Here is a 23591-nt window from a genome sequence, read left to right as displayed (position 1 = left end):
CGCGGGGCGGGCGTCGTCCTCCCATCCTACGGGACCGCCCGCAGGCGCCCCGCCCTCGGGTCGAGGCGGGCCCGGCCCGGGACTCAGCCGCGCGGAGGAGCGGTCGTATTGCCCGCGCGGAACGCGCAGGTGAACCGGATCGAGGGCGCCACGTCGCCCGCCAGCATCCGCGCCACCGCCTCACCGGCGGCGCGGCCCTTCGCGGCGGCGGGCTGCTCCAGCGTGGTCAGCACATAGGGCGCGAAGCCGTCGAGCCGCACGCCATCGAAGCCCGTGACGCTCAGGTCCTCCGGAATCCGCAGCCCGCGCTCGACGGCGGCGCGGATGACTCCCGCCGCGAGCAGATCGCTCTGCGCGATGACCGCGGTGGGCGCATCGCCCGGTTCGGTGCCGAGGATGACGCGGGCAGCCTCAACACCCGCATCGATCGTGCTTTCCCGCGCGGCGAACACCGCGGCATCCGGATACACGTCGTGCGCACCCGCGAGCCTGTCGCGCGTCACGTCGACGACGGGTCGCTCCCGCGAGGCGTCGTGCCACCCCGCCACCCGTTCGGCCGTCCAGGGCAGGGTGAGGATCGTCACGCGCTCGTGCCCGAGCGTGCGCAGGTGACTGGCGGCCTGCCGCTGCGCTTCCGTGTTGTCGAGCTCGATGCGCGGGATCCCGTCTCCCGCATCCCCCTCGATCACCACGACGGGGATGCCGCGACGGCGTACCGTGTCGAGCGACTGCGTGAGGCGTCCGCTGCATCCCACGAGCACGACAGCGTCGACGGGGGCCGTCTCGAGCGACGCGGGCGGTGGGCCGTCGATCGTCTCCGCCGGGGCATCGTCCCGCAGCAGCAGCAGTCCGGCACCCAGGGGCGCGACCCCCTCGGCCAGGCCGTCCATCATCACGGTGTTGACCGGATCGAGGAAGGCGCTGCCGAGGCGCCCCTCGAAGACGACGCCGACGATGCCGCTGCGACCGCGCCGCAGCGACGCCGCGCGGGGGTCCGGACCCGTGTAGTCGAGTTCGCTCGCCGCGGCGAGCACTCGATCACGGGTCGCGTCGCTCACCCTGCCGCGGCCGCTGAAGACCAGGGACGCGGTCGACGGGGACACGCCTGCGGCCTGTGCCACGTCGGCGATCGTCGGGCGTCTTGACGCCATGATTCCTCCGTCGAGCGGATCGCGCCGGGATCGGGGAGCGGTTCCTTGATCGTAGCCCCCTTCGGCGCAGGTATCGAATCGATTCGATACACTGACGCGGTGAGCACCCCCTCCCCGATCGCCGACACCTCCCTCCGCCGGTGGCGCCTGGCGATCTTCGCGATCTTCACGGCCAGCGGCCTCTCGATCGCCACCTGGGCGTCGCGGGTGCCCGCGATCAAGGACGCCCTCGGCATCGACAACATCCAGGTCGGTCTCATGCTCCTGATGGCGGGCATCGCCTCGATCGCGGGACTCTCGCTCAGCTCCGTCATCCTCGCCCGCTTCGGTGCCCGGCGCGGGATGCTCGGCGCGATGCTCACCTTCGGCGCGGGCGTCGCCACCATCGGCATCGGCACCGACCTCGTGCCGTCCTACGCCGTCGTCGTGCTCGGGCTGGTCCTCTTCGGCCTCGGCAACGGGGCCGTGGACGTGATGATGAACGTCGAGGGCGCGGCCATCGAGAAGCAGGTGCAGAAGACGATCCTGCCGCTCTTCCACGCCTTCTTCAGCTTCGGGACCGTGATCGGGGCCGGCATCGGGGCCCTCGCAGCCGCCACGGGCACCGGCGTCCTCGCACACACGCTCGCGATCGCGGCGGTGATCGGCGCGATCGCCCTCGTCAGCATCGCGCAGGTCCCCCCGCGCGCAGCCACGATGGATCCCGACGCCCCCGACGACCCGGCCGCGCCGCAGGGGTGGCGCGCACGGCTTCATGTCGCGCTCTCCGCGTGGCGCGAGCCGCGCACCTATGCGCTCGGGCTGGTCATGCTGGGCATGTCGTTCGCCGAGGGCGGGGCCAACGACTGGCTCGCGCTCGGCGTCGTGGAAGGACACGGCGGCGAGGAGGCCCTGGGAGCCGTCGGGCTCGCCGTCTTCTCCGTGAGCATGACCGTCGTGCGGTTGTTCGGCGGCCCGCTGGTCGACCGCTTCGGCCGTGTCGCCGTGCTGCGCGTGCTCGCTCTCACCTCGGCCCTCGGGCTCCTCCTCTTCATCCTCGCGCCGACGGTGCCGCTGGTGTTCGTCGGCGCGGCGCTGTGGGGGGCGGGCACGTCGCTGGGATTCCCCCTCGGCATGTCCGCAGCCGCGGACGACCCGGCGCGCGCGGCGGCGCGGGTGAGCGCCGCGGCCACGATCGGCTATGTCGCGTTCCTGTGCGGCCCTCCGATCCTCGGCCTCATCAGCGAGCACGTCGGGCTGCTCAACACCCTGTACGTGGTCGTCGCGCTCATCGTGGTGTCGGGCTTCGCCTCGGGGGCCGCGCGTCCCCTCGCGGGCAGCGCCGCCGACACGTCCCCCCGTCGCCGACGGCGCCGTTAGGCTCGTGCGGTGCGCCTCGTCATCGCCCGCTGCTCCGTCGATTACTCCGGTCGTCTGAGTGCCCACCTCCCGCTCGCCACGCGTCTGCTGATGCACAAGAGCGACGGCAGCCTGCTCGTGCACTCCGACGGCGGCAGCTACAAGCCCCTCAACTGGATGAGCCCGCCGTGCACTCTCGTGCGGGAGGAGCCCGACGAGGAGGCTGCGTCCGTCGGTGTCATCGAACGGTGGCGGGTCACCCACGGCAAGAGCGGCGACGCGCTCCTCGTCAGCATCTACGAGGTGCTGCACGACTCCGCCCATGAGCTGGGAGTGGACCCGGGGCTGCAGAAGGACGGCGTCGAGGCCGACCTGCAGCGGCTGCTCGCCGAGCAGGTGGGGCTGATCGGCGAAGGGGTGGCCCTCGTCCGGCGGGAGTTCCCCACCGCGATCGGACCCGTCGACCTCCTCGTGCGCGACCCGGCCGGCGGCACGATTGCGGTTGAGGTGAAACGGCGCGGCGACATCGACGGCGTCGAGCAGCTCACCCGCTACCTCGAGCTGCTGGGGCGCGACCCCCATCTGGCTCCCGTGCGCGGCGTGTTCGCGGCCCAGGAGATCAAGCCGCAGGCCCGCGTGCTGGCCACCGACCGCGGCATCCGCTGCCTCACTCTCGACTACGACGAGATGAAGGGGATCGACTCCGGGGCGCCCCGGCTGTTCTGAGCACGTCCGCCCGCCCCCATAGGCTGGGTGACATGCCCGAGAAATCCCCCTGGTCCTGCGTCCTCTGGGACGTCGACGGCACGATCATCGATGCGTCGGAGGGGATCCTGCGCCGGCTGACGACCACCCTCGAGCACTTCGGCCGACCCGCGCCGACCCGCGCCGAGCTGGTTCACTGGATCGGCCCCCCGATGTTCGACTCCTTCCAGGCGCAGGCAGGCATGGACCCCGAGCTGGCCGCCACCGCCGTCAGCTGGTACCGCGAGCTCGGCGCCGCGGAGGGCTTCACCGCGGGAGCCAAGGTTTTCGACGGCATGGCCGACCTCATCCACGAGCTTTCGGATGCCGGTGTGCCGCAGGCGACCGCGAGCAGCAAGCCGGAACGCCAGGTGCGCATACTCATGGAGCATTTCGCCCTCGAGCCCTGCTTCGCGACCCTCGTGGGCGCGACGCCCGACGAGCGCACGCTGAGCCGCAAGGCCGACATCGTCGCCGAGGCGCTGCGACGCCTGGATGCCGCGGGCATCGACACCTCGCGACCCGTGCTCGTCGGCGACCGGCACCACGACGTCGAGGGCGGCGCCGAGCACGGCCTGCCCGTCATCTTCGTGCGGTGGGGCTTCAGCTGGCCGCACGAGTCCGAGGGCGCGGCTGCGGTCGCCGACGACGTCTCGGCGCTTCGCTCCCTCCTGCTACCCCCGGCTCGCTAGCCTGGGGCGCGTGACCGCGTCCCCCGCCACGGCATCCCCTCCCTCGCGCGCGGCGCGAGTGCTGCACCGCATCCCCGCCACGCTCGCGCTCGCCCTCCTCCTGATCGCGGTCGGCGCGATAGGTCAGGGACTTTGGGTGCCGACTCGCGAGCAGCCCTGGTTCGACGCGATCGCCTACGGCCTGCCCGCCCTCGAGCAGGGTCGCTGGTGGACGCCCTTCACCGGCACCTTCTTCGTCGCGCACCCTCTGGTGTACATCCCCACGCTCCTCAGCTTCGCCGGGATGGCCTACCTCGAATGGCGCCGGGGCTCCCGCGTCGCCCTGCTCTACTTCGCCTTCGGTCAACTGTTCGCGGTCTTCGCCGCGTCCGCATTCCTCATGCTGGGGAGCCTGCTGCCGTGGCCCTGGGCGGACGCCCTGGCGCTGCAGCTGGATGTTGGACCGTCGGGCGGCTCGATGGCCTGCATCGCGGCCGCGGTCGGCCTCCTCCCGGCGCCCTGGCGGCAGCGCGGCTGGGTGATCGTCTTCGCATATGCCGCGATCAGCATGTTCCTGCTCAGCGACCTCGCAGACGTCGAGCACGCCTTCGCGATCCTGCTGGTGCTCTTCGTCGACCGCTCGTTCCGCATCCAGCGCACGACGGTGCGCGAACAGCGTCTGCTCGCGTTCGCCATCATCGTCTCGCTCGGCGTCATCCAGATCCTCACCCTCGTGCTCCCCACCGACGGCCCGTTCGGCCCCACCGAGCCCCTCGCGGGGCCCTGGCTGGACGTCGCGATCGACACGGTCGTCATACTGCTCGTCGGCGGCGGCCTGCGAGGCGGCCGCCGCTGGGCGTGGGTGCTCTCCGTCATCTGGTCGGGGGTCAACCTGGCGGTGGCGGCGGTGATCATCGCCCTGTTCATCGCCGCACCGCGGGAGATGCACGACGGCTACGGCGATCCTGACGCCACCCTCGCCACGACGGTCCTGTGGGCGGCCTTCTGCGTCTACCTCATCGCGACTCGCCGCGCGTTCCGGGTACGCCGTCGCAAGCGCTTCGCGGGCCAGGCGCCGGTCACCGCCGACGACGTCCGCGACCTGATCCGCGCCGAAGGCGGCGGGAACCTTTCGTGGATGGCCACGTGGGACGGACTGCGCTACCTGCGCACCGAGGGGGGTCTCGTCCCCTTCCAGGAGCGCCTGGGGGCGGCGATCGCCCTCGCCGATCCCCTCGGGGCTCCGGAGACGATCCCTGGTTCCGTGCGCGATTTCGTGCGAGCGAGCGAGAACGCCGGTCTGGCGCCCTGCTTCTTCAGCTGCGGCGCTGCGACGCACGACGCGGCGCCCGCCGGATGGCGATCGCTGATCATCGCCGACGACACGATCGTCGACCTCGAGGGCCTCGCCTTCACCGGCAAGGCGTGGTCGTCGGTGCGCCAGGCCCTCAACCGCGGCGAGCGCGACGGGATGTCGTTCCGCCTGACCCGCCTCGGCGACGAGCCGTGGGGTGTGCGCCAGCAGATCCGCGCCATCTCGGAGTCCTGGGTCGGCGACAAGGGCCTGCCCGAGATGCGCTTCACGCTGGGCACCCTGCAGGAGGCGGAGGACCCCGAGGTGCGCCTGGCGCTCGCGATCGCGCCCAACGGCGACGTCGACGGGTTCCTCTCGTGGCTGCCGGTCTTCGGGCCGGAGGGGGCGATCCGCGGCTGGACCCTCGATCTCATGCGTCGGCGCGAGGGCGGTTTCGGGCCGGTGATGGAGTATCTGATCGGGGCATCCGCGCGCGACTTCGCGGCGGAGGGGGCGAGCATCCTGTCGCTGTCGGGCGCCCCCCTGGCCCACGAGGCCACACGCGACGAGGGCGCGATCGCCGGGTTGCTGTCGTCGTTGTCCGAGGCGCTCGAGCCCGTCTACGGGTTCCGCTCCCTGCATCGGTTCAAGACCAAGTTCAACCCTCGCTACGAGCCGATCTACCTCCTGTACCGCGACGAGGGCGACCTGCCGGTGATCGCCGCCGGGCTCACCCGGGCCTTCCTTCCCGACGCCACGCTCCGCCAGTTCGCCGCGGCCGGGATCGACATGGTGCGCCACGGGTGACCCGCCGCGGAACGGGCTGCGTGTGTGCGACGGCGCGATCACCGACGTATGATGACGCCACCACCCGAACGGCGGTTCTCCCGCCATGCCTCTAACGAAGGCTGCTCCACCATGCCCCTTGACGCGCCCGAACGTCGTCTGGAAGCCCACGGCTCCGCCCTGGCCGACGAGGTCTACGACCTCCTCGCCAGCGCGATCGTCGACGGACGCCTCGCCGGTGGCGAGCACATCCGCGACGTCGAGATCGCCCAGCTGTACGGCATCTCGCGCACGCCCGTGCGGGAGGCGATCCAGCGCCTCGAACGACAGGGGCTGGTCGAGATCGCGGCCCACCGGTACACGCGGGTCACGACCCCCGACGACGCCGCCGCCGCGGAGGCGACCGAGTACATCGGCTACGTCTCGGCCGCCGCGCTCCGGCAGGCCGTCCGGCGTGCGGACGACGCCAAGATCGCGGAGCTCTGCGGTCTGATCGATGAGATCGTGGATGCCGCTGAGGCGGCCGATTCCGCCCGGTTCATGGAGCGCATGGTCGCCTTCCATCGCATCTCGACCATCGCGAGCGGCAACCGGATGCTGACGTCGGTCATTCGCGAGACCCACGTCCCCGTCATCCGCGTCGTAGGCGCTTGGCTCCCCTACGACGGAGACGGCGAGCGCGCCGCCGAATCGTTCCGGTCGCTGCATCGGGCCGTCCAGACCCGGGACGCCGACGAGGCAGAGCGGATCGTGCGCGACCAGCACGGTCTGGCCTGACAGAGGCGCGGCCGCGCGTAGGGTGTCCGTCATGGCCCACGTGTCCCTGCGCGTCGTCGAGGACGACGACCTCGACGCGATCTTCGAGATGATGCGCGAACCAGACGCGCGGCGGATGGCGGCTTTCACCGCTGAGCACCCCGACGATCGCACCGAGTTCGACGAGTGGATCGTGCGTCATCGCGATGCGCCGGGCGTCGACATGTTCGTGGTCACCGAAGACGGCGGGTTCGCCGGCACGGCGGCGCTGTTCACGGTCGACGACGACCGCGAGGTGACGCTCTGGATCGCCGCACACGCATGGCATCGTGGCGTCGCCTCGGAGGCCCTGAGGCTTCTCGTGGACCGTGAGCCCGCCCGGCCGCTCTACGCGCGCGTCGCCGCCCACAATGCCGCGGCGGTCGCCGTGCTCGAGCACGGCGGCTTCACCGAGGTCTCCCGCTCGACGGTCTTCGCCCCGGGCGTCGGTGACGACGTGGACGAACTCGTCTACACGCTCCTGCCCACCCTCGACGGCCGGTAGGCGGCATTGTAGATTCCCGCCCGCTGGCATGATCACGATGGCAGGGCGGGCGCAGGCGTTCGCCCCGGGACAGGGGAATTCGCCCAGGATCCTCCTGTCCTCGGGCGTTCGCCTGCCTCGGGGCGGGGTCAGCGCACCCGCGTGACGGCGAACTGCATCCGGGGGCTCGCGGACGACTCCTGCGACTCCACCAACGCCAGCTCGCGGTCGCCGGAGCCGGCACGCGACTACCAGCCCCGCCAGCCATGAACCGCCCCGTCCACGATGACCCGACTCACCGACAGCCCGTCACCGTCAACTCACTGAAGCCACAAAAAGCCCTGAGCCACGACACGTTCGTAAACGATGTCGAGACTCAGGACACACTGTGCGCGAGGGGGGACTTGAACCCCCACGCCCTTGCGGGCACTGGCACCTGAAGCCAGCGCGTCTACCTATTCCGCCACTCGCGCATCGAGAGAAGGCCTTCGCCCGCACCTCAACTTTCCGAGGATATCACGGCGCCGAACCCGCATTTCGCCGCCATCCGCACCCCTTTTGCGGGCCCTGCCAGGGTGGCTGGCTACGATGGGCCTACCATCCGCCCGGCCTGAGGAGCCCCGTGGGAATACTTGACAGCTTCGAGAAGGGTCTCGAGCGCGCCGTGAACGGCGCCTTCGCGAAGACCTTCCGCAGCGGCATCCAGCCTGTCGAGATCGCCTCGGCCCTGCGTCGCGAGATCGACACGAAGGCCGCCGTCGTCAGCCGCGACCGCATCCTCGCGCCCAACACGCTCGAGGTCTCCCTCTCGCCCGACGACCACGCGCGCATGGCGGGGCTCGGAACCGCGCTGTTGACCGAGCTGCACACGCTCGTCGAGTCCCACGCCAAGGCGCAGGGCTACTCGTTCGCCGGCCCCGTCTCCGTCTCCCTCACGGCGGACCCGCAGCTCTCGCCCGGGACCCTGCGCGTCGCCTCCGCGACCCAGGAGGGTCAGGTGTCGTGGCGCGCGGTGCTCGATATCGACGGCACGCGGCATCCCCTCTCGGCCAGTCGCACCGTGATCGGGCGCGGCAGCGACGCCGACATCACGCTCGCCGACTCCGGGACCAGCCGCAAGCACGTCGAGATCCTGTGGGACGGCGAGCGCGCGATGGTCCGCGACCTGGGATCGACGAACGGCACGACGCTCGACGGTCGAAAGATCACCGAGGCTCCGCTCACCCCCGACTCCACCATCCGCATCGGTCGCACCCAGATCGTGTTCCGCGTCGTGGCGCAGGCGCGTCCGAGCGCCCCGCCCCGACCCCCGCGGCCCTCGGACGCGACCCAGGTGTTCGACGCGCGGGACAGAGGAGGGCGCGGATGAGCGAGCTCACCCTCTTACTCCTGCGCATCGGCTTCCTCGTGCTGCTGTGGGGCTTCGTGTTCGTCGTCGTGTATTCGATGCGCGCTGATCTCTTCGGGATGAAGGTGCGGCAGATGCCGGTTCCCGCCGAGGCCGCGGCGCCGCCCGCACCGGCCACGCCGGCACCCCGAGCCGAACCCGCCGCGGCCCCCCGCCGCGCCCCCTCGCCGGGCAAGGGCGGCGCGGCGACCATCGATACGGTGCAGCGCATCGTCATCACGTCGGGCCCGAAGACGGGTCTCGAGCTTCCGCTCGGCACCGAGCCCCTCACGATCGGCCGCTCGAGCGAGTCGGGCCTCGTCATCCGCGACGACTACACCTCGAGCCACCATGCGCGGCTCGTGCTGTGGGGAGATCAGTGGATGATCCAGGACCTCGATTCCACCAACGGAACGTGGCACGACGGCGCGCGCGTGCACACGCCCACGCCCGTGCAGATCGGTGCGCCCATCAAGGTGGGCGCCACGACGTTCGAGCTGCGGAAGTAGGCCGATCATCTTCCAGGGCTCCTCCGCGGCGCTCTCCCATACGGGAAAGGTGCGCTCGAACAACCAGGATTCCGGCTATGCCGGGTCCAATCTCTTCGTCGTCGCCGACGGCATGGGCGGCCACGCGGGCGGCGACGTCGCGTCGTCGCTGGCGATCCGCCGCCTCGAGGATCTCGATCGTCCGTTCGCCTCGAGCGGCGACGCGGAGCGCAGCCTGCGCGAGGCCATCACGGGGACGGCCGGCGACATCATCGCCATGGTGGGCCGCCGCCCCGAGCTCTCGGGGATGGGCACCACCGTCAGCGCTCTCATGATGGTCGACCAGCACGCCGTCATCGCCCACATCGGCGACTCGCGGGTCTACCTCTTCCGCGAGGGACAGCTCACCCAGATCACGGCCGACCACACGTTCGTTCAGCGACTCGTGGACTCGGGCCGCATCACGGTCGAAGAGGCGCGGTACCACCCGCGTCGCTCGGTGCTCATGCGCGTGCTCGGCGACATGGACCCCGACCCCGAGGTCGACACGTTCATCATGGCGACCCAGCCGGGCGACCGCTGGCTGCTGTGCTCCGACGGCCTTTCGGGCGTCGTCGACGACGCCCACACCACAAAGATCCTCTCGCAGGGCTTCACCCCGGCCCGCACGTGCGACCTGCTTCTCAAGCAGACGCTGGATGCCGGGGCCCCCGACAACGTCACGATCGTCATCGTCGACGTCGGCGGCCCGCACCCGGTCGTCACGGGCACGCCCACGATCGTCGGTTCGGCATCGACCCCGCTCGATATCGACGTGCCGAGCTCCGCCCGCCCGGGATGGACCGGCTGGCTGCACCCGAATCGTCAGGCCGCGAACGAGCCGACGCACTTCGAACCCGACGCGGAGTTCCTCGAGGAGCTGATCGAGGAGGACCGGCGACGCGCCAGGCGCCGGCGGATCGGCTGGATCGTGGGGGCGGTCGTCGTGATCGCGCTCATGATCGGCGGGCTCGTTCTCGCATACAACTGGACGCAGACGCGCTTCTTCGTGGGCGCCGATGAGACCTCCGTCGTGATCTACCGCGGGGTGCAGCAGGACATCGGGCCCATCGCGCTGTCGAGCGAGTACGAGCAGACCGGCATCGACCTCGCAGACCTGCCCGAGTTCACCCGTCAGACCGTCGAGACGACGATCTCGGCGGGCTCCCTGACCGAGGCCCGCGAGATCGTCGACCGGCTCCGGCGACAGGCGGAGGCGGCAGGATGACCGCGTCGACGAACGACACCGCCCCCGTGGCGGCGGACACCACCGTCATCCGCGCCCTCAAGAAGCTGCGGATGCCGCAGACCCACCGCAATCGCGAGCTCGGTCTGCTCGTGCTCGCCTTCGCCGTCTCCGGTGGCGCCATCGCGCTCGTGCAGCTCGGTGCGCTCGGCGCGGTGGACTGGTCGATCCTCATCTACGCGGGCGTGCTCGCGGCGCTGGTGCTGGTGCTGCACGTCGTGCTGCGTCTTCGCGCGCCGAACGCCGACCCGCTCGTCGTCCCGATCGCCACGACCCTGACGGGTCTGGGCATCGCGATGATCTACCGCATCGACCTCGCCACCGACGTGGAGGGGTGGAACGCCTACTCCACCCGGCAGATGGCGTGGACGGCGATCGCTATCGCCGGTGCCGTGGCCGTCGTGTTCTTCCTGCACAACTACCGCGTGCTCTTCCGCTATACCTACATCGCCGGGTTCGTGGGCCTCGCGCTGCTGCTGCTCCCCGTCATCCCGGGCCTCGCCGCGGAGGGCGCGGGCGCCGCGGTCTGGGTGTCGATCGGCGGATTCTTCACGTTCCAGCCCGCCGAGCTGGCGAAGATCTCGCTCGCGATCTTCTTCGCCGGCTACCTCGTACGCACCCGCGAGAGCCTCGCCTCCACCGGTCACCGGTTCCTCGGACTCACGTGGCCGCGGGCGCGGGAGTTCGGTCCCCTCCTCGTCCTCTGGCTCATCTCGCTCGGCATCATCGTGCTCCAGCGCGACATCGGCACGAGCGTGCTCATCTTCGGCATGTTCATCGCGATGCTCTACACGGCCACGAGCCGCACGAGCTGGGTGCTCATCGGCCTCGGACTCGCCATCGCCGGGGTCCTCCTGGCGTCGCAGGTGATGTCGTACGTCGGTTCGCGGTTCTCGGCCTGGCTGAACGCCTTCGACCCCGCCATGATCGACGCGCCGCGCGGCAGCTACCAGCTCGTGCAGGGCATCTTCGGGCTCGCGCAGGGCGGGCTGCTCGGCACGGGCCTCGGCGAGGGACGGCCGTACCTCACCCCGCTGTCGCAGAGCGACTACATCCTTCCGAGCCTCGGCGAGGAGCTCGGCCTCATCGGGGTGTTCGCGATCCTCTGCCTCTACATGATCTTCGTCAGCCGCGGAATCCGGATCGGCATGGCGGGTCAGGACGACTTCGGCAAGCTGCTCGCGACGGGCCTGTCGTTCACGATCGCCCTGCAGGTGTTCATCATGGTGGGCGGCGTCACCCGCGTCATCCCGCTCACGGGGCTCACCACGCCGTTCCTGGCCGCCGGAGGGTCGTCGCTGATCGCGAACTGGATCATCGTCGCCCTGCTGCTGCGCCTGTCGGATGCCGTGCGTTCCAAGCCCCGGGTGGTGATCGGATGAACAAGGAGCTGAGGCGCCTCTCCATCGTCATCCTCGCGATGTTCCTCGCGCTGTTCGGCGCGACCAGCTGGATCCAGGTCGTTCAGGCCGAGGCCCTGTCGGAGAACCCCCGCAACACCCGTGCGCTCTACGACAGCTACCAGGTGCAGCGCGGCGCGATCCTCGCCGAGGGTGCGGCGATCGCCTACTCGGTGCCGTCGAACGACATCTACTCGTTCCAACGCGTCTACACCGATGCCGAGATGTGGGCCCCCGTCACGGGCTACATCAACCCGATGCTCGGATCGGCTACGGGGCTCGAGGCGGCCATGAATCAGGAGCTCTCGGGGTCCAGCGGCTCGGCGTTCTTCCAGCGTGTCGAGCAGATCTTCACCGGTCAGACCCCCCGGGGGTCCAACGTGTCGATCAGCCTCGATCCCCAGGTGCAGCGCGCGGCATACGAAGCTCTCGGCGACCTTCAGGGCGCCGTCCTCGCGATCGAGCCCGACACCGGCCGCGTGCTGGCAATGGTGAGCTCGCCGAGCTTCGACACGAACCTCCTCGCGGTGCACGACGACGCGGCGGTGACCGAGACGTACGCCGCCCTGGAGGCCGACCCCCTCGACCCGCTCGGGAACCGCGCGATCGCGGGCGCCCTCAACCCGCCCGGATCGACCTTCAAGCTCGTCGTCGCCTCGGCTGCGCTCGCCTCGGGCGAGTACACGCCGGAGTCGACCTTCGACAACCCCGCCCGGTGGCAGCTGCCCGGGTCCTCCGACTCGATCAGCAACTCCGGTGGTGGCACCTGTGGTCCCGGCGAGACGGTGACCCTCGCCACCGCGCTGGCCCTGTCGTGCAACATCCCGATGGCGCAGCTCGCGGTGCAGCTCGGCGACAACGCCATCCGCGAGGAGGCCGAGAAGTACGGCTTCAACAGCTCGTTCGAGCTCCCCCTGGTCTCCACCGCCTCGACGTACCCGCGTGCCCTCGACGACGCGCAGACCGCTCTCAGCGGCTTCGGACAGGGCGACGTCCGCGCGACGCCCCTGCAGATGGCGATGGTCTCGGCGGGCGTCGCGAACGAGGGCGTCGTGATGAACCCGCGGATGGTCGACCGCGTGATCGGTCCGGATCTGTCCACGCAGCAGGTCTTCGAGGACAGCGAGTTCGAGCGTGCCCTGAGCGAGGAGGATGCCGCGACGATGACGCAGATGATGGTGGCCAATGTCCGGGACGGCATCGCGTCGGGTGCAAGAATAGAGGGCGTCGAGGTGGCCGGGAAGACCGGGACGGCGGAGAACGGACCGGATGACCCGTACACGCTCTGGTTCACAGGCTTCGCACCCGCCGAAGACCCGCAGGTCGCGGTCGCCGTTGTGATCGAGGACGGCGGAGGATTGGGTCAGTCGGGGCTTTCCAACAGGATCGCCGCCCCGATCGGCAAGGCGGTCATGGAGGCGGTGCTGAACGGATGAGACCGACACAGGGTGTGTCCTTCGGGGGACGCTACGAGCTGATCTCGCGCATCGCCATCGGCGGCATGGGCGAGGTGTGGGAAGCCACCGACCACGTCATCGGACGCACGGTCGCCATCAAGATCCTCAAAGACGAGTACATGGGCGACCCCGGGTTCCTCGAGCGCTTCCGCGCCGAGGCCCGTCACGCCGCGCTCGTCAACCACGAGGGCATCGCGAGCGTCTTCGACTACGGCGAGGAGAACGGCAGCGCCTTCCTCGTCATGGAGCTGGTTCCGGGCGAGGCGCTCTCGACGATCCTCGAGCGCGAGGGGGCCCTCTCGAGCGACAAGACGCTCGACATCACCGCCCAGACATCCGCCGCTCTGCAGGCCGCGCACGCCGCGGGGCTCGTGCACCGCGACATCAAGCCGGGCAATCTGCTGATCACCCCCGACGGACGGGTGAAGATCACCGACTTCGGCATCGCCCGCATCGCCGACCAGGTGCCCCTGACGGCCACCGGCCAGGTGATGGGAACGGTGCAGTACCTGTCGCCCGAGCAGGCGTCGGGCCACCCGGCATCCCCGGCGACCGACATCTACTCGCTCGGCATCGTGGCCTACGAGTGCCTGGCCGGTAAGCGCCCCTTCACGGGCGAGTCGCAGGTCGCGATCGCCATGGCGCAGATCAACGAGCAGCCTCCGCCGCTGCCCCCCACGGTCGCCGAGCCCGTGCGCAACCTCGTGATGGCGATGATCGCCAAGAAGCCCGAGGACCGCCCTGCGTCCGCCGCCGCCGTGGCTCGCGCCGCTTCCGCGCTGCGTCGGGGCGATCTCACCGCGGCGATCGCGGCGGTGCCCGCCATCGCGGGGGCGGGGTTCGCGGGCGACGACGCCACCCAGCTGCTCACCCCCTCCGCGGGCGACGACGCCACGCGCGTCCTCACGCCGACGGCGGCCGCGGCGGCCGGCCTCGGTGCGGGCGCCGGCGGCGCGCTTCCCCCCGAGACCGGGAAGCGCAAGCGCAGCCCCTGGACGTGGCCGCTCGTGGCGCTCATCGCGCTGCTTCTTCTCGTGCTGGGCTTCTCGCTGTGGGCGCTGCTCTCCGACCGCGGAGGCGGAGACGGCCCGAGCGGCTCGCCCACGAGTTCGGCGCCGAGCCCGTCGCAGTCGACTCCCGACGACACGCCGACGCCCACGACCGTGGACGTCGACGCGCTCGGGCTCGAGGGCATGGAGTGCGAGCAGGCGCGCCAGATCGCCTCCGACGCGGGCCTGAACGCCTCGTGCGTCAACGGGAACGCGGCATCCAACGACGGCGAGGTGGGCATCGTCTACGAGGTCGATCCGTCGGGGCCGCGCGTCCCCGAGGGCACGACGCTCACGCTCACCCGCTACGCCGCGCTCACGCCGATGCCCGACCCGAGCGCGCCGACGATCGACGGCGGCGCCTCCTCCGTCGAGGCGGAATCGTCGGTGCCCGTCAACTGGACCGGCTACAGCTGCCCGTCCGGAAGCGGATCGGTCGTCTCGTACACCGTCACGGCGGTCAACGGTCTCTTCTCCAACGGACAGTCCACGTATTCCGCAGGACCGTCGGAGCGTCCGATCGACGTGACCGTCGCCGATGCGGAAGGGCAGTCGCTCATCGTCTCCTACACGGTCACGTGTGCCGGGGGCAGCGGCGGGGAGCGCACCTCGCCGACCTCGCCCGAGGCGCAGGCGACCATCGCGGAAGCGTCCGGCGCCAGCAACGGGAACGGAAGCGGCAACGGCGGCGGTCCCGGGAACGGCCAGAACGACGAGGGCGACTAGCAGCGCTCACCCGATCGCCCGCGGCCACGTAGGCTAGGCAGACACCCGTTCCACCCGCCGAGGAGTACTTCGTGACGACCGAGCCACGTGTGCTGTCCGGCCGCTACCGGGTCGACGACCTCATCGGCCGTGGCGGCATGGCCAGCGTCTACCGGGGCTTCGACCTCACCCTCGGCCGAGCCGTGGCGATCAAGATCCTCAAGCGCGAGCTCGCCGACGACACGGGATTCCGCACCCGCTTCCGCCTCGAAGCCCAGGCGGCCTCGCGCATGGCGAACCCGACGATCGTGCGCGTCTACGACGCGGGGGAAGACGACGAGACGGATGCCTCGGGCGTCGTCCACACCGTGCCGTACATCGTGATGGAGCTCGTCCAGGGGCGCCTGCTGAAGGACATCGTCGCGGAGGGCCCGGTTCCGGAAGCCGACGCGGTGCGCTACGTCGACGGCATCCTCGAGGCGCTCGAGTACTCCCACCGGGCGGGCGTCGTCCACCGGGACATCAAGCCCGGGAACGTCATGGTGACCCCCTCCGGGCAAGTGAAGGTGATGGACTTCGGCATTGCGCGCGCCGTCTCCGACTCCTCGTCGACGGTCGCCGAGACGACGACGATCCTCGGCACCGCGGCCTACTTCTCGCCCGAGCAGGCCAAGGGCGAGACGGTCGACGCGCGCACCGACCTGTACTCGGCGGGCGTCGTCCTCTTCGAGCTGCTCACCGGCCGAGCGCCGTTCCGGGGCGACTCGCCGGTCGCCGTGGCCTACCAGCACGTGAGCGAGGCGCCGGTGGCTCCGTCAGAGATCGCACCGGAGGTCTCGCGCGCCCTTGACGCGATCGTGCTCCGGGCTCTCGTGAAGGACCCCTACCAGCGCTTCCAGACAGCCGCCCAGTTCCGCGAGGCCCTCGCCGAGACCCAGGCCGGCGCCGCGCCCAGCAAGCGTCAGGTGACGGCCCTCTCCAGCGAGCTCTACGGCGCCAACCCGCGGCAGGCGGCCGAGACGGCTCGCTCGCTGCGTCAGCTGAGCACCGACACGACGATGGCGCGCACGCAGAGCGGTCCTCCCGCCGCGTGGATCTGGACGGGGCTCGCCGTGCTCGCGGTGGTCATCATCTCCCTCTTCTTCTGGATCGTCACCATCCAGCCGGGATCGGACGTCCCGTCCACGTCGCGCATCGTGCCCGACGTCGTCGGCTCCACCTTCGAGTCGGCCGAACGCGCCCTCGCGGAGGAGGACCTCGGTGTTGTGCGCCGCAGCGAGGCGAGCGACATCGTGCCCGACGGCTCGGTCATCCGCACCACACCCGGCGCCGGCACGAGTGTGAACGTCGGCCAGGACATCACCGTCTACGTCTCGACGGGGGCCGAGACCGTCTCGGTGCCCCCCGTGGAAGGCCTCTCGACCGACGACGCGCGCGCGGCCCTCGAATCGGCCGGCCTGCAGATCGGGCAGATCTCCGCGCGCAGCGTGCCCGGCCTGGCGGAGGGCCAGGTCATCTCATCCTCCCCGGTCGCGGGCGACGAGGTGATCGTCGGCTCGGTGGTCAACCTCGTCACCGCGACGGGCCGGGTAGCGCTGAAGAACTACGTCGGCTTCACGCTCGAATCGGCGACGGCCGAGATCGAGGGGCCCGACGTCGCCCTCACCGTCGAACAGATCGAAGACCCGAACTGCCCGGCGACCGAGCCGCCGACGGTCTCGCAGCAGTCCCTCCCCCCGGGAGAGGCGCCGGTGGGGTCGACGATCTCGCTGACGTACTGCACCGGCCCCGCCTCAGGCTGATCACGACCGGGCGTCCCTCAGGAGGCGGCCACCAGCGGGTGCAACCCGAGGGAGGCCGCGACGGCACCCGGCATCCCGGCCACCGCGAGCCAGTTCGCCAGCAGGCGATGTCCACCCTCGGTGAGCACGCTCTCCGGATGGAACTGCACTCCCCACAGCGGGAGCGTGCGATGCGCGAGGGCCATGATGGTCCCGCTCTCCGTCGTTGCCGTGACCCGGAGCACCGGGGGGACCGAGTCGGGTTCGACGGCGAGCGAGTGATACCGGCCGACCGTCACCGGCTCGGGGAGCCCGGCGAACAGATCCTCGCCCGCGTGCGTCACGCGTGAGATCTTGCCGTGCATGAGCTCGGGGGCGACGGAGACGCGTCCCCCGAACGCCTCCGCGAGCGCCTGATGGCCGAGGCAGACACCCAGCACGGGCACGCCGGACTCGGCCGCCGCGTGAATCACCGAGATCGAGGCCCCGGCGTCCGAGGGGCGTCCGGGGCCCGGGGAGACGAGCACGGCGTCGGCGTCGGCGACGGCGGATGCCGCGGCATCCGCCGCGATCTCACGGCTGCGCCGCACGTGCACCTGCGCACCCAGCTGCTCGAGGTAGTCGCAGAGGGTGTGTACGAAGCTGTCGTCGTTGTCGACCACGAGCACCCGGAAGCTCACTCGACCGTCACCTCCTCCGGGGTCAGCCATAGACCCACGACGGGGAAGACGTAGAAGAACAGGACGTACACGATCGCGGCGGCGAGAACGAGGAGGATGAGCAGCCGCACCCACCAGGGTCCCGGAAGCACGCGCCACAGCGCCGCGTACATCAGGCCCCCCGTCCCGCGAGCTCGGCGGGCGCGCCCGCGGAACGGGGCGTGAAGGACTCGAAGACGCTGTAGCCGATGATGCGCTCCATGATCGTGTGCTTGGGCGAGCAGCTGGTCATCGTGAGGTAGCGCTCGCCCGTGCCCTCGACCGTGTCCTGGGGCACGGCGTTCAGCACCTCGACGGCGCTCGGGCGCACATACTCCAGGTTGCGGAAGCGGTAGGTGTACCAGCCGTCCTGGGTCTCGACGATGATGGGGTCGCCCGAGTGCAGCTCCGCGATCCGGTAGAAGGGGGCGCCGCCGTAGCCGGTGCGGTGGGCCGCGACCGCGAAGTTGCCGACCTCGCCGGGCATCTGGGTGTCGGGGTAGTGGCCGATCCCGATGGTGTCGAGGGTGCGGGAGCGAGAGACGCCGCCGCCGATGCGCACCTGGTAGTCGGGGCCGAAGCGGGGGATGTACATGATGCCGAACTCCTGCCCGTCGGCGGGTTCGGGCGCGATGACCGGCTCGACGGGAGCGACCGGGGCCTCGGTGGCCGTGGCATCCGGCGTGGGCTGCGCGGACGGGGTCTGCGACTGCGCCTGCTGCTCCCACTCCTGCGCGAGCGACTGCGCCTCGGCGGTGTTGCGCGCCGCGCCGATGAGATCGCCGATCCACATCTGCCAGGCGACGAAGAGGAACACGAAAACGCCGGCCGTCAACAGGACCTCGCCGATCACCCCGGTGACGCTCGCGCGCCGCCGCGGGGCGGCACCCGCACGGCGGCGCGATCGCTCACCGCGCGTGATCGGCGCGCCTTCGGGGTGCTCCGAACGCCTCCCCGTGTCGTCAGACTCCACGCGGCGATCCTAAGGCACCCGGCTGGACGCCGGGTGCCCGGTAGACTGGGAGGCATGGCACGTTCCGACGAGGTCGATCCCGAGGCGCCCCGACGCGACGCCGACGCCCCCAACCCCGTGTGGTTCAAGCCGCTCATGGTCGGCTTCATGCTGCTCGGACTGGTGTGGGTGCTCGTCTTCTACATCAGCGGCGGCAACCTGCCGATCCCCGGGATCGCCGCGTGGAACCTCGCGATCGGCTTCGGGATCGCGCTCATCGGGTTCCTGATGACCACCCGCTGGCGCTGACGCGGCGAGGAACTACACGCGTGTAACTTCTCCACACTGTGGATAAAGGTGTGGAGAAGTCGACGCTTCAGGTGAGCGCCGGCACTGCGCAGAGCACGACGAGACCCGCGGCGACGGCGCCCACCAGCAGGTTCTGCATCGTCGCCTGGCTCGCGGCGCGGGTGCGCGCGTAGATCAGACCGAGAAGCGCGCCCACCGCCAGGCCGCCCACGTGCGCCTGCCACGAGATCGATGATCCGGGCAGGAAGCTCAGCACCAGGTTGATGCCGAGGATCACGAGGATGCCGGTGATGTTCGCCCCGATGTGGCGTCCGATGATGAGCAGCGCGCCGAGAAGCCCGAAGACCGCGCCGGATGCTCCGATGACGAACGTGCCCGGAGCGAGCAGCGCCACGGCGACGGAGCCGCCGAGCCCGGCGATGAGATAGAGCGCCAGGAATCTCATGTGCCCGAGGAGGGGCTCGAGACTGCGCCCGATGAGCCAGACGGCGAGCATATTCAGCGCCAGGTGCCAGAAGCTTCCGTGCGCCAGCAGCGCCGTGAAGAGCCGCCACGGCTGGAAGGCGCCCAGCTCGGGCATGAGATACAGGCTGTTGAAGGCGAGGAACCCGGTCAGCGGAACGAAGAGGGCGACGACGAAGAGGGCCGCGGTGATCCCGACGATCCAGTAGCTGACCAGCGGGCGCGAATCGAGCCTTCGTGCCGCCCGCTTGACGCGCGGCGGCGTCTGCTGGCGCTGCTGCGCCAAGCACTCGGGGCAGATGACGCCGACCGCCGCCTGGGTCTGGCACTCCGGACAGATCGTGCGCAGGCAGCGCTGACACAGCACATAGCTGCGCCGATCAGGATGCCGGTAGCAGAAGTCCTCTGCGTTGCGCGGCTGGCCGGCGGACACGCGTCGTCAGAGCGAGACGACGTCGATCGACTGGATGACCACGGGCTCGATGGGGCGGTCCCCGGAGGCCGTCGGCACCTGTGCGATCGCATCGACGACCGAACGGGACGCGTCGTCCGCGACCTCGCCGAAGATCGTGTGCTTGCCCTGCAGCCACGGCGTCGGATCGGTCGTGATGAAGAACTGCGATCCGTTCGTGCCCTCGGCCTTGCCGGTGATCGCGTTGCGTCGCAGTCCCGCGTTGGCCATGGCGAGGACGTACGGCGAGCCGAAGGTGAGCTCGGGGTGGATCTCGTCGTCGAAGTTGTATCCGGGTCCGCCGGTGCCCTGACCGAGCGGGTCGCCGCCCTGGATCATGAAGCCGGGGATGATGCGGTGGAAGATGACGTCCTTGTAGAGGGGACCCTCGCCGGGCTTGCCCGTCGCGGGATCGGTCCACTCACCCGTGCCGTCGGCCAGCCCGATGAAGTTCTTGACCGTGCGGGGGGCGTGGTCGCCGTAGAGGTTGACGACGATGTCGCCGTGATTGGTGTGCAGGGTTGCGACAGCGGAGTGGTGCGGCATCCCGCCATTCTCCCATAGGAATCGGGAGGAAACCCGGCCCCGGGGCATGCACGTGGCAAGATGGGGGCACGACGCCTGTCGTCCACCAGCGATCGAGGAGGCCCCGTGAGCCTGAGCCGTAAGCGCAAGAAGGAACTCCGCAAGCTGCAGGATTCCGCCACCAAACTGTGGGAGTCACAGCAGGTGCTGGTCGGAGAGGCCGCCGGGATGGCCCGCGAGGCCGGCCGCCAGCTCGGCAACTACTCGCGTGAGCAGGTCGTTCCGACCGTGCAGCACACCTACACCGACCGAGTCCTCCCCGCCGTCGACAGGGGAGTGCGCGCCGGTCGTCACGCGCTCGACCACAAGGTCGTTCCCGCCGTCGGCACCGTCGTGGGCTCGGCCCTCTCGGTGTGGGACGCCGCCAACGACACGCGCGCCCGGATCGCCTCCGGCAAGGGCTTCGAGTTCCCCGACACGAGGAAGGTCGGCAAGAACGCCGACAAGTACCGCAAGCAGGCGACGAAGGCGATCGCGAAGCGCCTCGCCGCGCTCGAGCCGGCCCCCAAGAAGTCGGGACCCGGCGTCGGCGGTGTCATCGCCATCGTCTTCGGCGTGCTCGCCGCGGCCGGAGTCCTGTACGCCGCGTGGCAGACGCTGCGCGCCGACGACGAGCTCTGGGTTGCCGACGACCCGCTCGCCGCTCCGGATGCCTGATCCGGACACCGACACGACGACGGATGCCGCGACCGCACGAGTGCGGGACGCGGCATCCGCATTGGGGCTTGCGGTCAGCGTCGTACCGCGACCGGCCGCCCACTCCCTCGAGGAGGCCGCGGCCGGACTCGGGATAGAACCCGCGCGCATCGTCAAGACGCTCGTCGTGAAACGCAGCGACGACACGTTCCTCTTCGCACTGGTGCCCGGTTATCGCCAGATCGCGTGGCCCAAGCTGCGGAGCGTGGTGGGCGTCAACAAGCTGAGGCTGCCGGAACCCGAGGTCGCCCTCGCGGCGACCGGCTACGAGCGGGGCACGATCGTGCCGCTCGGCAGCACGACCGCGTGGCCCGTCTTCGCCGACGAGCGCATCTCCGGCCGCATCGCGATGGGCGCGGGAGCGCACGGGTTCAGCCTCTTCGTCGACTCCGCCGAGCTGCTGAGCGCCCTCGGCGCGACGATCGCCGACATCTCGAACTGAGTCAGCGCAGGCCGGCCATCTTCAGGCCGATGCCGACGAGGCTCACGCGCTGGCGTCGGTCCACCTCGTCGAGGCGCACCCACTCCGCGCGATCGGTCGAACCGCCGACCTCGTTGCGCAAGGTTCCGCCCCGCACGCGCGCGCGGTAGACGATGCGCAGCGTGTGGAGCGGGGCCGCCGCCCCGGCCGTCACCCGGTTGGCGGCGGGGATGACGCGGGAGTGGATGCCGAGCAGCTCGCCGATGACGGCGTCGAGGCCGGTCTCCTCCCGAACCTCGCGTCGCGCGGCGGCAGCGGGATCCTCACCCGGATCGAGGCCGCCGCCCGGCAGGGTCCACGCGGGACGGAGTCCTTCCGTCCACCGCGCGAGCAGGATGCGGTCGTCCTCGACGATGACGGCGTATGCCGCGACCCGCATGTCCATCCGCCCACCCTACCGAGCCGGGGCCTGCCGAGGGACCGAGCGGGTGGCCTGGCCGGGGGCCGACCAGGCAGTGGTGGAGCCTAGGAGATTCGAACTCCTGACATCCTGCTTGCAAAGCAGGCGCTCTACCAACTGAGCTAAGGCCCCGTGCGGGTGAGGAGTGGGGCTACCAGGACTTGAACCTGGGACCTCTTCGAGCAATTGAGTGAAAACTCAATCCCCTCGAAAGGAGCCCCTACAACGTCGGAAAGTACCGATTGCCCTGGGTTTTCCTGGGTACGGCACCTCGTCGGCGCACCTCTATGTTATCAGTTCGCGGCTGGTTACATCGACACAGATCGAGTGGTACTTGGAGAGTTTTCGGCGGTTCTCGAGTCCAGGGCGTCTCGGAGCCTGGTGTGGCCGGAGCGCTCAACTCTGAGAAGCGTCCCTGTCTCGAGAGACTACAGGCATTAAATATGTCACCCATAGAGCGCTCTCCGCAACGACCTCCGAACACAGTCGCAGCCATGGACCACCACGGCGGATGCGGAAGGAGCGACCAAGTATCAGCAAGCGAACAGAATCGAGCCCGGCGGCTTCGCAGGTTCCACGGATGATGGATAGACCCCGGATCTGGTCGTTCTACCGATACACCTCTCGGCGATGCGCGGCCCTCACAACCGTCACGACGAGTTCGTCGTCGAACACGTCGTAGATCACTCGGTAGTCGCCGATACGGATCCTCCAGGCGGTCTGCTCGCCGACGAGCTTCTTTGCACCGTGAGGCCGTGGGTCGTCACTGAGATCCTCGATCGCCTCGAGGATTCGGTCACGGGCCGGGCGGGCGAGTTTCTTGATCCGCTTCGCTGCGGCCGTGGTGAGTTCGACGCGATAGCTCACGAAGCGAGCTCAGCGCGTAGATCTTCGAGCGGGACACGAGCACCGTCGTCGGCGCTCTTGGCATCGCGGTATGCAGCGACGTCCTGTGCCATCTCGAACGCCTCGAGTGCTTCGAGATCCTCGACGCTCACGACGACGGCAGCAAGCTTGCCATTGCGGGTCACGCCGATACGCTCGCCGGCGTACATGGCGCGACCGAGTACATCGGAGAGCTGGCTGCGCAGCTCTCGGGTCGTGATTTCACCAGACAGCGTATCCATGCGATCATTGTAGCAGAAAGCGCGACTGTGTACACAGTTGGCGCAATCACGGCACAGTGGTGTCGGACGCATCCGCTCGTCGCCTCGTCGCCCCGCTGTGCCGACTTTGCAGTCAGTTGAAATACATGCCCGCGCCGGTCGAAGGCCAGGACTCATCCCCCGATCCGACCATCGACACGATCGCAGCACGGCTCGGGTTCCGCATCGTCGACGGTGAGGGCATCGTCGCAGCAGCGTTCAAGCGGAAAAGCAGCACCATCACGGCCATCCGTGGCGTGCATTCCCCGTCTGAGGCACCAGAGCCTAGCTCCGTGCGCGACGACGGTTGACTGCTCTCCGCAGGATGCTGGCTGGGGTGAGCAGGAATACCCATCCGAACTTGCACGCGTTCCAGAACATCAAGAATCCGAGGAACGCGAGCCATATAGGTCCGCCGCGATCAAGAAGCGTGAAGCAGATACCGAAAGCGAAGAAGTAGGTGGCTGCCAGAATGAGTGCGATAGCTGCCCGTGACAGGTCGTGCGCGCCGCGCAGGCGGCGGGTGATCAGATTCGTGGGGGCGTACTGCAGGAATGCATGAATGGAAACGCCGAAGTTCCATGCGGCTCTGATCAT

26 protein-coding genes and 2 tRNA genes are annotated in these 23591 nt (G+C 69.9%); 16 read left to right on the top strand and 12 right to left on the bottom strand.

What is annotated here, in order from left to right:
* Positions 1-83 precede the first annotated feature (83 nt).
* Entirely contained in the window at positions 84-1151 is a 1068-nt protein-coding gene (locus ACIGCK_RS00140) for a LacI family DNA-binding transcriptional regulator (protein WP_396662878.1), read from the bottom strand.
* Between the two features lie 99 nt (positions 1152-1250).
* Between ACIGCK_RS00140 and ACIGCK_RS00135 the strand changes: the two genes are divergently transcribed.
* From ACIGCK_RS00135 to ACIGCK_RS00110, 6 genes are all read left to right on the top strand, one after another.
* Positions 1251-2510: an MFS transporter gene (locus ACIGCK_RS00135; RefSeq protein WP_396662877.1), complete on the top strand. Its 1260-nt coding sequence runs from the start codon at positions 1251-1253 to the stop codon at positions 2508-2510.
* A 9-nt stretch (positions 2511-2519) separates the two neighbouring features.
* Positions 2520-3215, top strand: a complete 696-nt coding sequence (gene nucS / locus ACIGCK_RS00130) for an endonuclease NucS (protein ID WP_396662876.1) — start codon at positions 2520-2522, stop codon at positions 3213-3215.
* 32 nt (positions 3216-3247) lie between these two features.
* On the top strand, positions 3248-3925 hold the full coding sequence (locus tag ACIGCK_RS00125) for an HAD hydrolase-like protein (RefSeq protein ID WP_396662875.1): 678 nt from the start codon (positions 3248-3250) through the stop codon (positions 3923-3925).
* A 10-nt stretch (positions 3926-3935) separates the two neighbouring features.
* Positions 3936-6005, top strand: coding sequence for a bifunctional lysylphosphatidylglycerol flippase/synthetase MprF (locus tag ACIGCK_RS00120; protein ID WP_396662874.1), 2070 nt, complete (start codon positions 3936-3938; stop codon positions 6003-6005).
* Between the two features lie 111 nt (positions 6006-6116).
* The gene (locus ACIGCK_RS00115) at positions 6117-6761 is read left to right on the top strand and encodes a GntR family transcriptional regulator (RefSeq protein WP_396662873.1); all 645 of its coding nucleotides are present in this window, start codon (positions 6117-6119) and stop codon (positions 6759-6761) included.
* Between the two features lie 31 nt (positions 6762-6792).
* On the top strand, positions 6793-7284 hold the full coding sequence (locus ACIGCK_RS00110) for a GNAT family N-acetyltransferase (RefSeq protein ID WP_396662872.1): 492 nt from the start codon (positions 6793-6795) through the stop codon (positions 7282-7284).
* A gap of 368 nt (positions 7285-7652) precedes the next feature.
* Here the strand turns inward: ACIGCK_RS00110 and ACIGCK_RS00105 are convergent.
* Positions 7653-7736 (bottom strand) — tRNA-Leu (locus ACIGCK_RS00105).
* 149 nt (positions 7737-7885) lie between these two features.
* Between ACIGCK_RS00105 and ACIGCK_RS00100 the strand changes: the two genes are divergently transcribed.
* The 7 genes from ACIGCK_RS00100 to pknB all read left to right on the top strand — a co-directional run bounded on the left by ACIGCK_RS00100 (position 7886) and on the right by pknB (position 16836).
* On the top strand, positions 7886-8632 hold the full coding sequence (locus ACIGCK_RS00100) for an FhaA domain-containing protein (RefSeq protein WP_396662871.1): 747 nt from the start codon (positions 7886-7888) through the stop codon (positions 8630-8632).
* Positions 8629-9159, top strand: coding sequence for an FHA domain-containing protein (locus ACIGCK_RS00095; RefSeq protein ID WP_396662870.1), 531 nt, complete (start codon positions 8629-8631; stop codon positions 9157-9159). The genes ACIGCK_RS00100 and ACIGCK_RS00095 overlap by 4 nt, the downstream gene beginning before the upstream one ends.
* A gap of 4 nt (positions 9160-9163) precedes the next feature.
* A complete protein-coding gene (locus tag ACIGCK_RS00090; RefSeq protein WP_396663958.1) occupies positions 9164-10405 on the top strand; it encodes a PP2C family protein-serine/threonine phosphatase in 1242 nt (413 codons plus the stop codon).
* A complete protein-coding gene (locus ACIGCK_RS00085) occupies positions 10402-11805 on the top strand; it encodes an FtsW/RodA/SpoVE family cell cycle protein (RefSeq protein ID WP_330170787.1) in 1404 nt (467 codons plus the stop codon). The genes ACIGCK_RS00090 and ACIGCK_RS00085 overlap by 4 nt, the downstream gene beginning before the upstream one ends.
* Positions 11802-13259, top strand: coding sequence for a peptidoglycan D,D-transpeptidase FtsI family protein (locus ACIGCK_RS00080; protein WP_396662869.1), 1458 nt, complete (start codon positions 11802-11804; stop codon positions 13257-13259). Before ACIGCK_RS00085 ends, ACIGCK_RS00080 begins: the two co-directional genes overlap by 4 nt.
* Positions 13256-15055 carry a protein kinase gene (locus ACIGCK_RS00075; RefSeq protein WP_396662868.1) on the top strand — a complete coding sequence of 600 codons (1800 nt, stop codon included), beginning with the start codon at positions 13256-13258 and terminating at the stop codon, positions 15053-15055. Before ACIGCK_RS00080 ends, ACIGCK_RS00075 begins: the two co-directional genes overlap by 4 nt.
* A 71-nt stretch (positions 15056-15126) precedes the next feature.
* Complete coding sequence (gene pknB, locus ACIGCK_RS00070; RefSeq protein WP_396662867.1) at positions 15127-16836, top strand: Stk1 family PASTA domain-containing Ser/Thr kinase; 1710 nt, start codon at positions 15127-15129, stop codon at positions 16834-16836.
* A 17-nt stretch (positions 16837-16853) separates the two neighbouring features.
* Here the strand turns inward: pknB and ACIGCK_RS00065 are convergent, their stop codons facing one another.
* The 3 genes from ACIGCK_RS00065 to ACIGCK_RS00055 are packed head-to-tail and all read right to left on the bottom strand — an operon-like array spanning position 16854 to position 18486.
* Positions 16854-17525, bottom strand: coding sequence for an anthranilate synthase component II (locus tag ACIGCK_RS00065; protein WP_396662866.1), 672 nt, complete (start codon positions 17523-17525; stop codon positions 16854-16856).
* Positions 17492-17647 (bottom strand): hypothetical protein, encoded by a 156-nt coding sequence (locus tag ACIGCK_RS00060; RefSeq protein ID WP_330170782.1) that lies wholly within the window; start codon positions 17645-17647, stop codon positions 17492-17494. The genes ACIGCK_RS00065 and ACIGCK_RS00060 overlap by 34 nt, the downstream gene beginning before the upstream one ends.
* Positions 17647-18486, bottom strand: a complete 840-nt coding sequence (locus ACIGCK_RS00055; RefSeq protein ID WP_396662865.1) for a class E sortase — start codon at positions 18484-18486, stop codon at positions 17647-17649. Before ACIGCK_RS00055 ends, ACIGCK_RS00060 begins: the two co-directional genes overlap by 1 nt.
* A gap of 54 nt (positions 18487-18540) precedes the next feature.
* Here ACIGCK_RS00055 and ACIGCK_RS00050 point away from each other — a divergent pair, with 54 nt between their 5' ends.
* Positions 18541-18774, top strand: coding sequence for a cell division protein CrgA (locus ACIGCK_RS00050; protein WP_330170780.1), 234 nt, complete (start codon positions 18541-18543; stop codon positions 18772-18774).
* 67 nt (positions 18775-18841) lie between these two features.
* Here the strand turns inward: ACIGCK_RS00050 and ACIGCK_RS00045 are convergent, their stop codons facing one another.
* Together ACIGCK_RS00045 and ACIGCK_RS00040 are read right to left on the bottom strand one after the other, a co-directional pair.
* On the bottom strand, positions 18842-19669 hold the full coding sequence (locus tag ACIGCK_RS00045; RefSeq protein WP_330170779.1) for a rhomboid family intramembrane serine protease: 828 nt from the start codon (positions 19667-19669) through the stop codon (positions 18842-18844).
* Positions 19670-19675: 6 nt separating this feature from the next.
* Entirely contained in the window at positions 19676-20233 is a 558-nt protein-coding gene (locus tag ACIGCK_RS00040; protein ID WP_330170778.1) for a peptidylprolyl isomerase, read from the bottom strand.
* A gap of 105 nt (positions 20234-20338) precedes the next feature.
* Here ACIGCK_RS00040 and ACIGCK_RS00035 point away from each other — a divergent pair, with 105 nt between their 5' ends.
* A complete protein-coding gene (locus ACIGCK_RS00035; protein ID WP_396662864.1) occupies positions 20339-20929 on the top strand; it encodes a DNA helicase in 591 nt (196 codons plus the stop codon).
* Positions 20922-21410 carry an aminoacyl-tRNA deacylase gene (locus ACIGCK_RS00030; RefSeq protein WP_396662863.1) on the top strand — a complete coding sequence of 163 codons (489 nt, stop codon included), beginning with the start codon at positions 20922-20924 and terminating at the stop codon, positions 21408-21410. Before ACIGCK_RS00035 ends, ACIGCK_RS00030 begins: the two co-directional genes overlap by 8 nt.
* A gap of 1 nt (position 21411) precedes the next feature.
* Here the strand turns inward: ACIGCK_RS00030 and ACIGCK_RS00025 are convergent, their stop codons facing one another.
* From ACIGCK_RS00025 to ACIGCK_RS00005, 5 genes are all read right to left on the bottom strand, one after another.
* Positions 21412-21834 (bottom strand): NUDIX hydrolase, encoded by a 423-nt coding sequence (locus tag ACIGCK_RS00025; RefSeq protein WP_396662862.1) that lies wholly within the window; start codon positions 21832-21834, stop codon positions 21412-21414.
* A 71-nt stretch (positions 21835-21905) separates the two neighbouring features.
* A tRNA-Ala gene (locus ACIGCK_RS00020) sits at positions 21906-21981 on the bottom strand.
* 477 nt (positions 21982-22458) lie between these two features.
* On the bottom strand, positions 22459-22716 hold the full coding sequence (locus ACIGCK_RS00015) for a type II toxin-antitoxin system RelE/ParE family toxin (protein WP_396662861.1): 258 nt from the start codon (positions 22714-22716) through the stop codon (positions 22459-22461).
* The gene (locus ACIGCK_RS00010; protein WP_396662860.1) at positions 22713-22976 is read right to left on the bottom strand and encodes a type II toxin-antitoxin system Phd/YefM family antitoxin; all 264 of its coding nucleotides are present in this window, start codon (positions 22974-22976) and stop codon (positions 22713-22715) included. The genes ACIGCK_RS00015 and ACIGCK_RS00010 overlap by 4 nt, the downstream gene beginning before the upstream one ends.
* 303 nt (positions 22977-23279) lie before the next feature.
* A partial coding sequence (locus tag ACIGCK_RS00005) for a hypothetical protein (protein ID WP_396662859.1) occupies positions 23280-23591 on the bottom strand: 312 nt, incomplete at its 5' end.

The sequence above is a fragment of the Microbacterium sp. NPDC078428 genome, assembly GCF_044542535.1.
In the GTDB taxonomy this organism is placed as follows: domain Bacteria; phylum Actinomycetota; class Actinomycetes; order Actinomycetales; family Microbacteriaceae; genus Microbacterium; species Microbacterium limosum.
The sequence above is the reverse complement of the archived record's forward strand: the minus strand, read 5'-3'. Positions and strand labels throughout refer to the sequence as shown.

Excerpts from the sequence above, each read along its gene's own strand:
- ACIGCK_RS00140 (WP_396662878.1), bottom strand. The coding sequence starts at position 1,151 with ATGGCGTCAAGACGCCCGACGATCGCCGACGTGGCACAGGCCGCAGGC.
- ACIGCK_RS00125 (WP_396662875.1), top strand. The coding sequence starts at position 3,248 with ATGCCCGAGAAATCCCCCTGGTCCTGCGTCCTCTGGGACGTCGACGGC.
- ACIGCK_RS00115 (WP_396662873.1), top strand. The coding sequence starts at position 6,117 with ATGCCCCTTGACGCGCCCGAACGTCGTCTGGAAGCCCACGGCTCCGCC.
- ACIGCK_RS00110 (WP_396662872.1), top strand. The coding sequence starts at position 6,793 with ATGGCCCACGTGTCCCTGCGCGTCGTCGAGGACGACGACCTCGACGCG.
- ACIGCK_RS00095 (WP_396662870.1), top strand. The coding sequence starts at position 8,629 with ATGAGCGAGCTCACCCTCTTACTCCTGCGCATCGGCTTCCTCGTGCTG.
- ACIGCK_RS00085 (WP_330170787.1), top strand. The coding sequence starts at position 10,402 with ATGACCGCGTCGACGAACGACACCGCCCCCGTGGCGGCGGACACCACC.
- ACIGCK_RS00080 (WP_396662869.1), top strand. The coding sequence starts at position 11,802 with ATGAACAAGGAGCTGAGGCGCCTCTCCATCGTCATCCTCGCGATGTTC.
- ACIGCK_RS00075 (WP_396662868.1), top strand. The coding sequence starts at position 13,256 with ATGAGACCGACACAGGGTGTGTCCTTCGGGGGACGCTACGAGCTGATC.
- ACIGCK_RS00065 (WP_396662866.1), bottom strand. The coding sequence starts at position 17,525 with ATGGCTGACCCCGGAGGAGGTGACGGTCGAGTGAGCTTCCGGGTGCTC.
- ACIGCK_RS00060 (WP_330170782.1), bottom strand. The coding sequence starts at position 17,647 with ATGTACGCGGCGCTGTGGCGCGTGCTTCCGGGACCCTGGTGGGTGCGG.
- ACIGCK_RS00050 (WP_330170780.1), top strand. The coding sequence starts at position 18,541 with ATGGCACGTTCCGACGAGGTCGATCCCGAGGCGCCCCGACGCGACGCC.
- ACIGCK_RS00040 (WP_330170778.1), bottom strand. The coding sequence starts at position 20,233 with ATGCCGCACCACTCCGCTGTCGCAACCCTGCACACCAATCACGGCGAC.
- ACIGCK_RS00030 (WP_396662863.1), top strand. The coding sequence starts at position 20,922 with ATGCCTGATCCGGACACCGACACGACGACGGATGCCGCGACCGCACGA.
- ACIGCK_RS00025 (WP_396662862.1), bottom strand. The coding sequence starts at position 21,834 with ATGGACATGCGGGTCGCGGCATACGCCGTCATCGTCGAGGACGACCGC.
- ACIGCK_RS00010 (WP_396662860.1), bottom strand. The coding sequence starts at position 22,976 with ATGGATACGCTGTCTGGTGAAATCACGACCCGAGAGCTGCGCAGCCAG.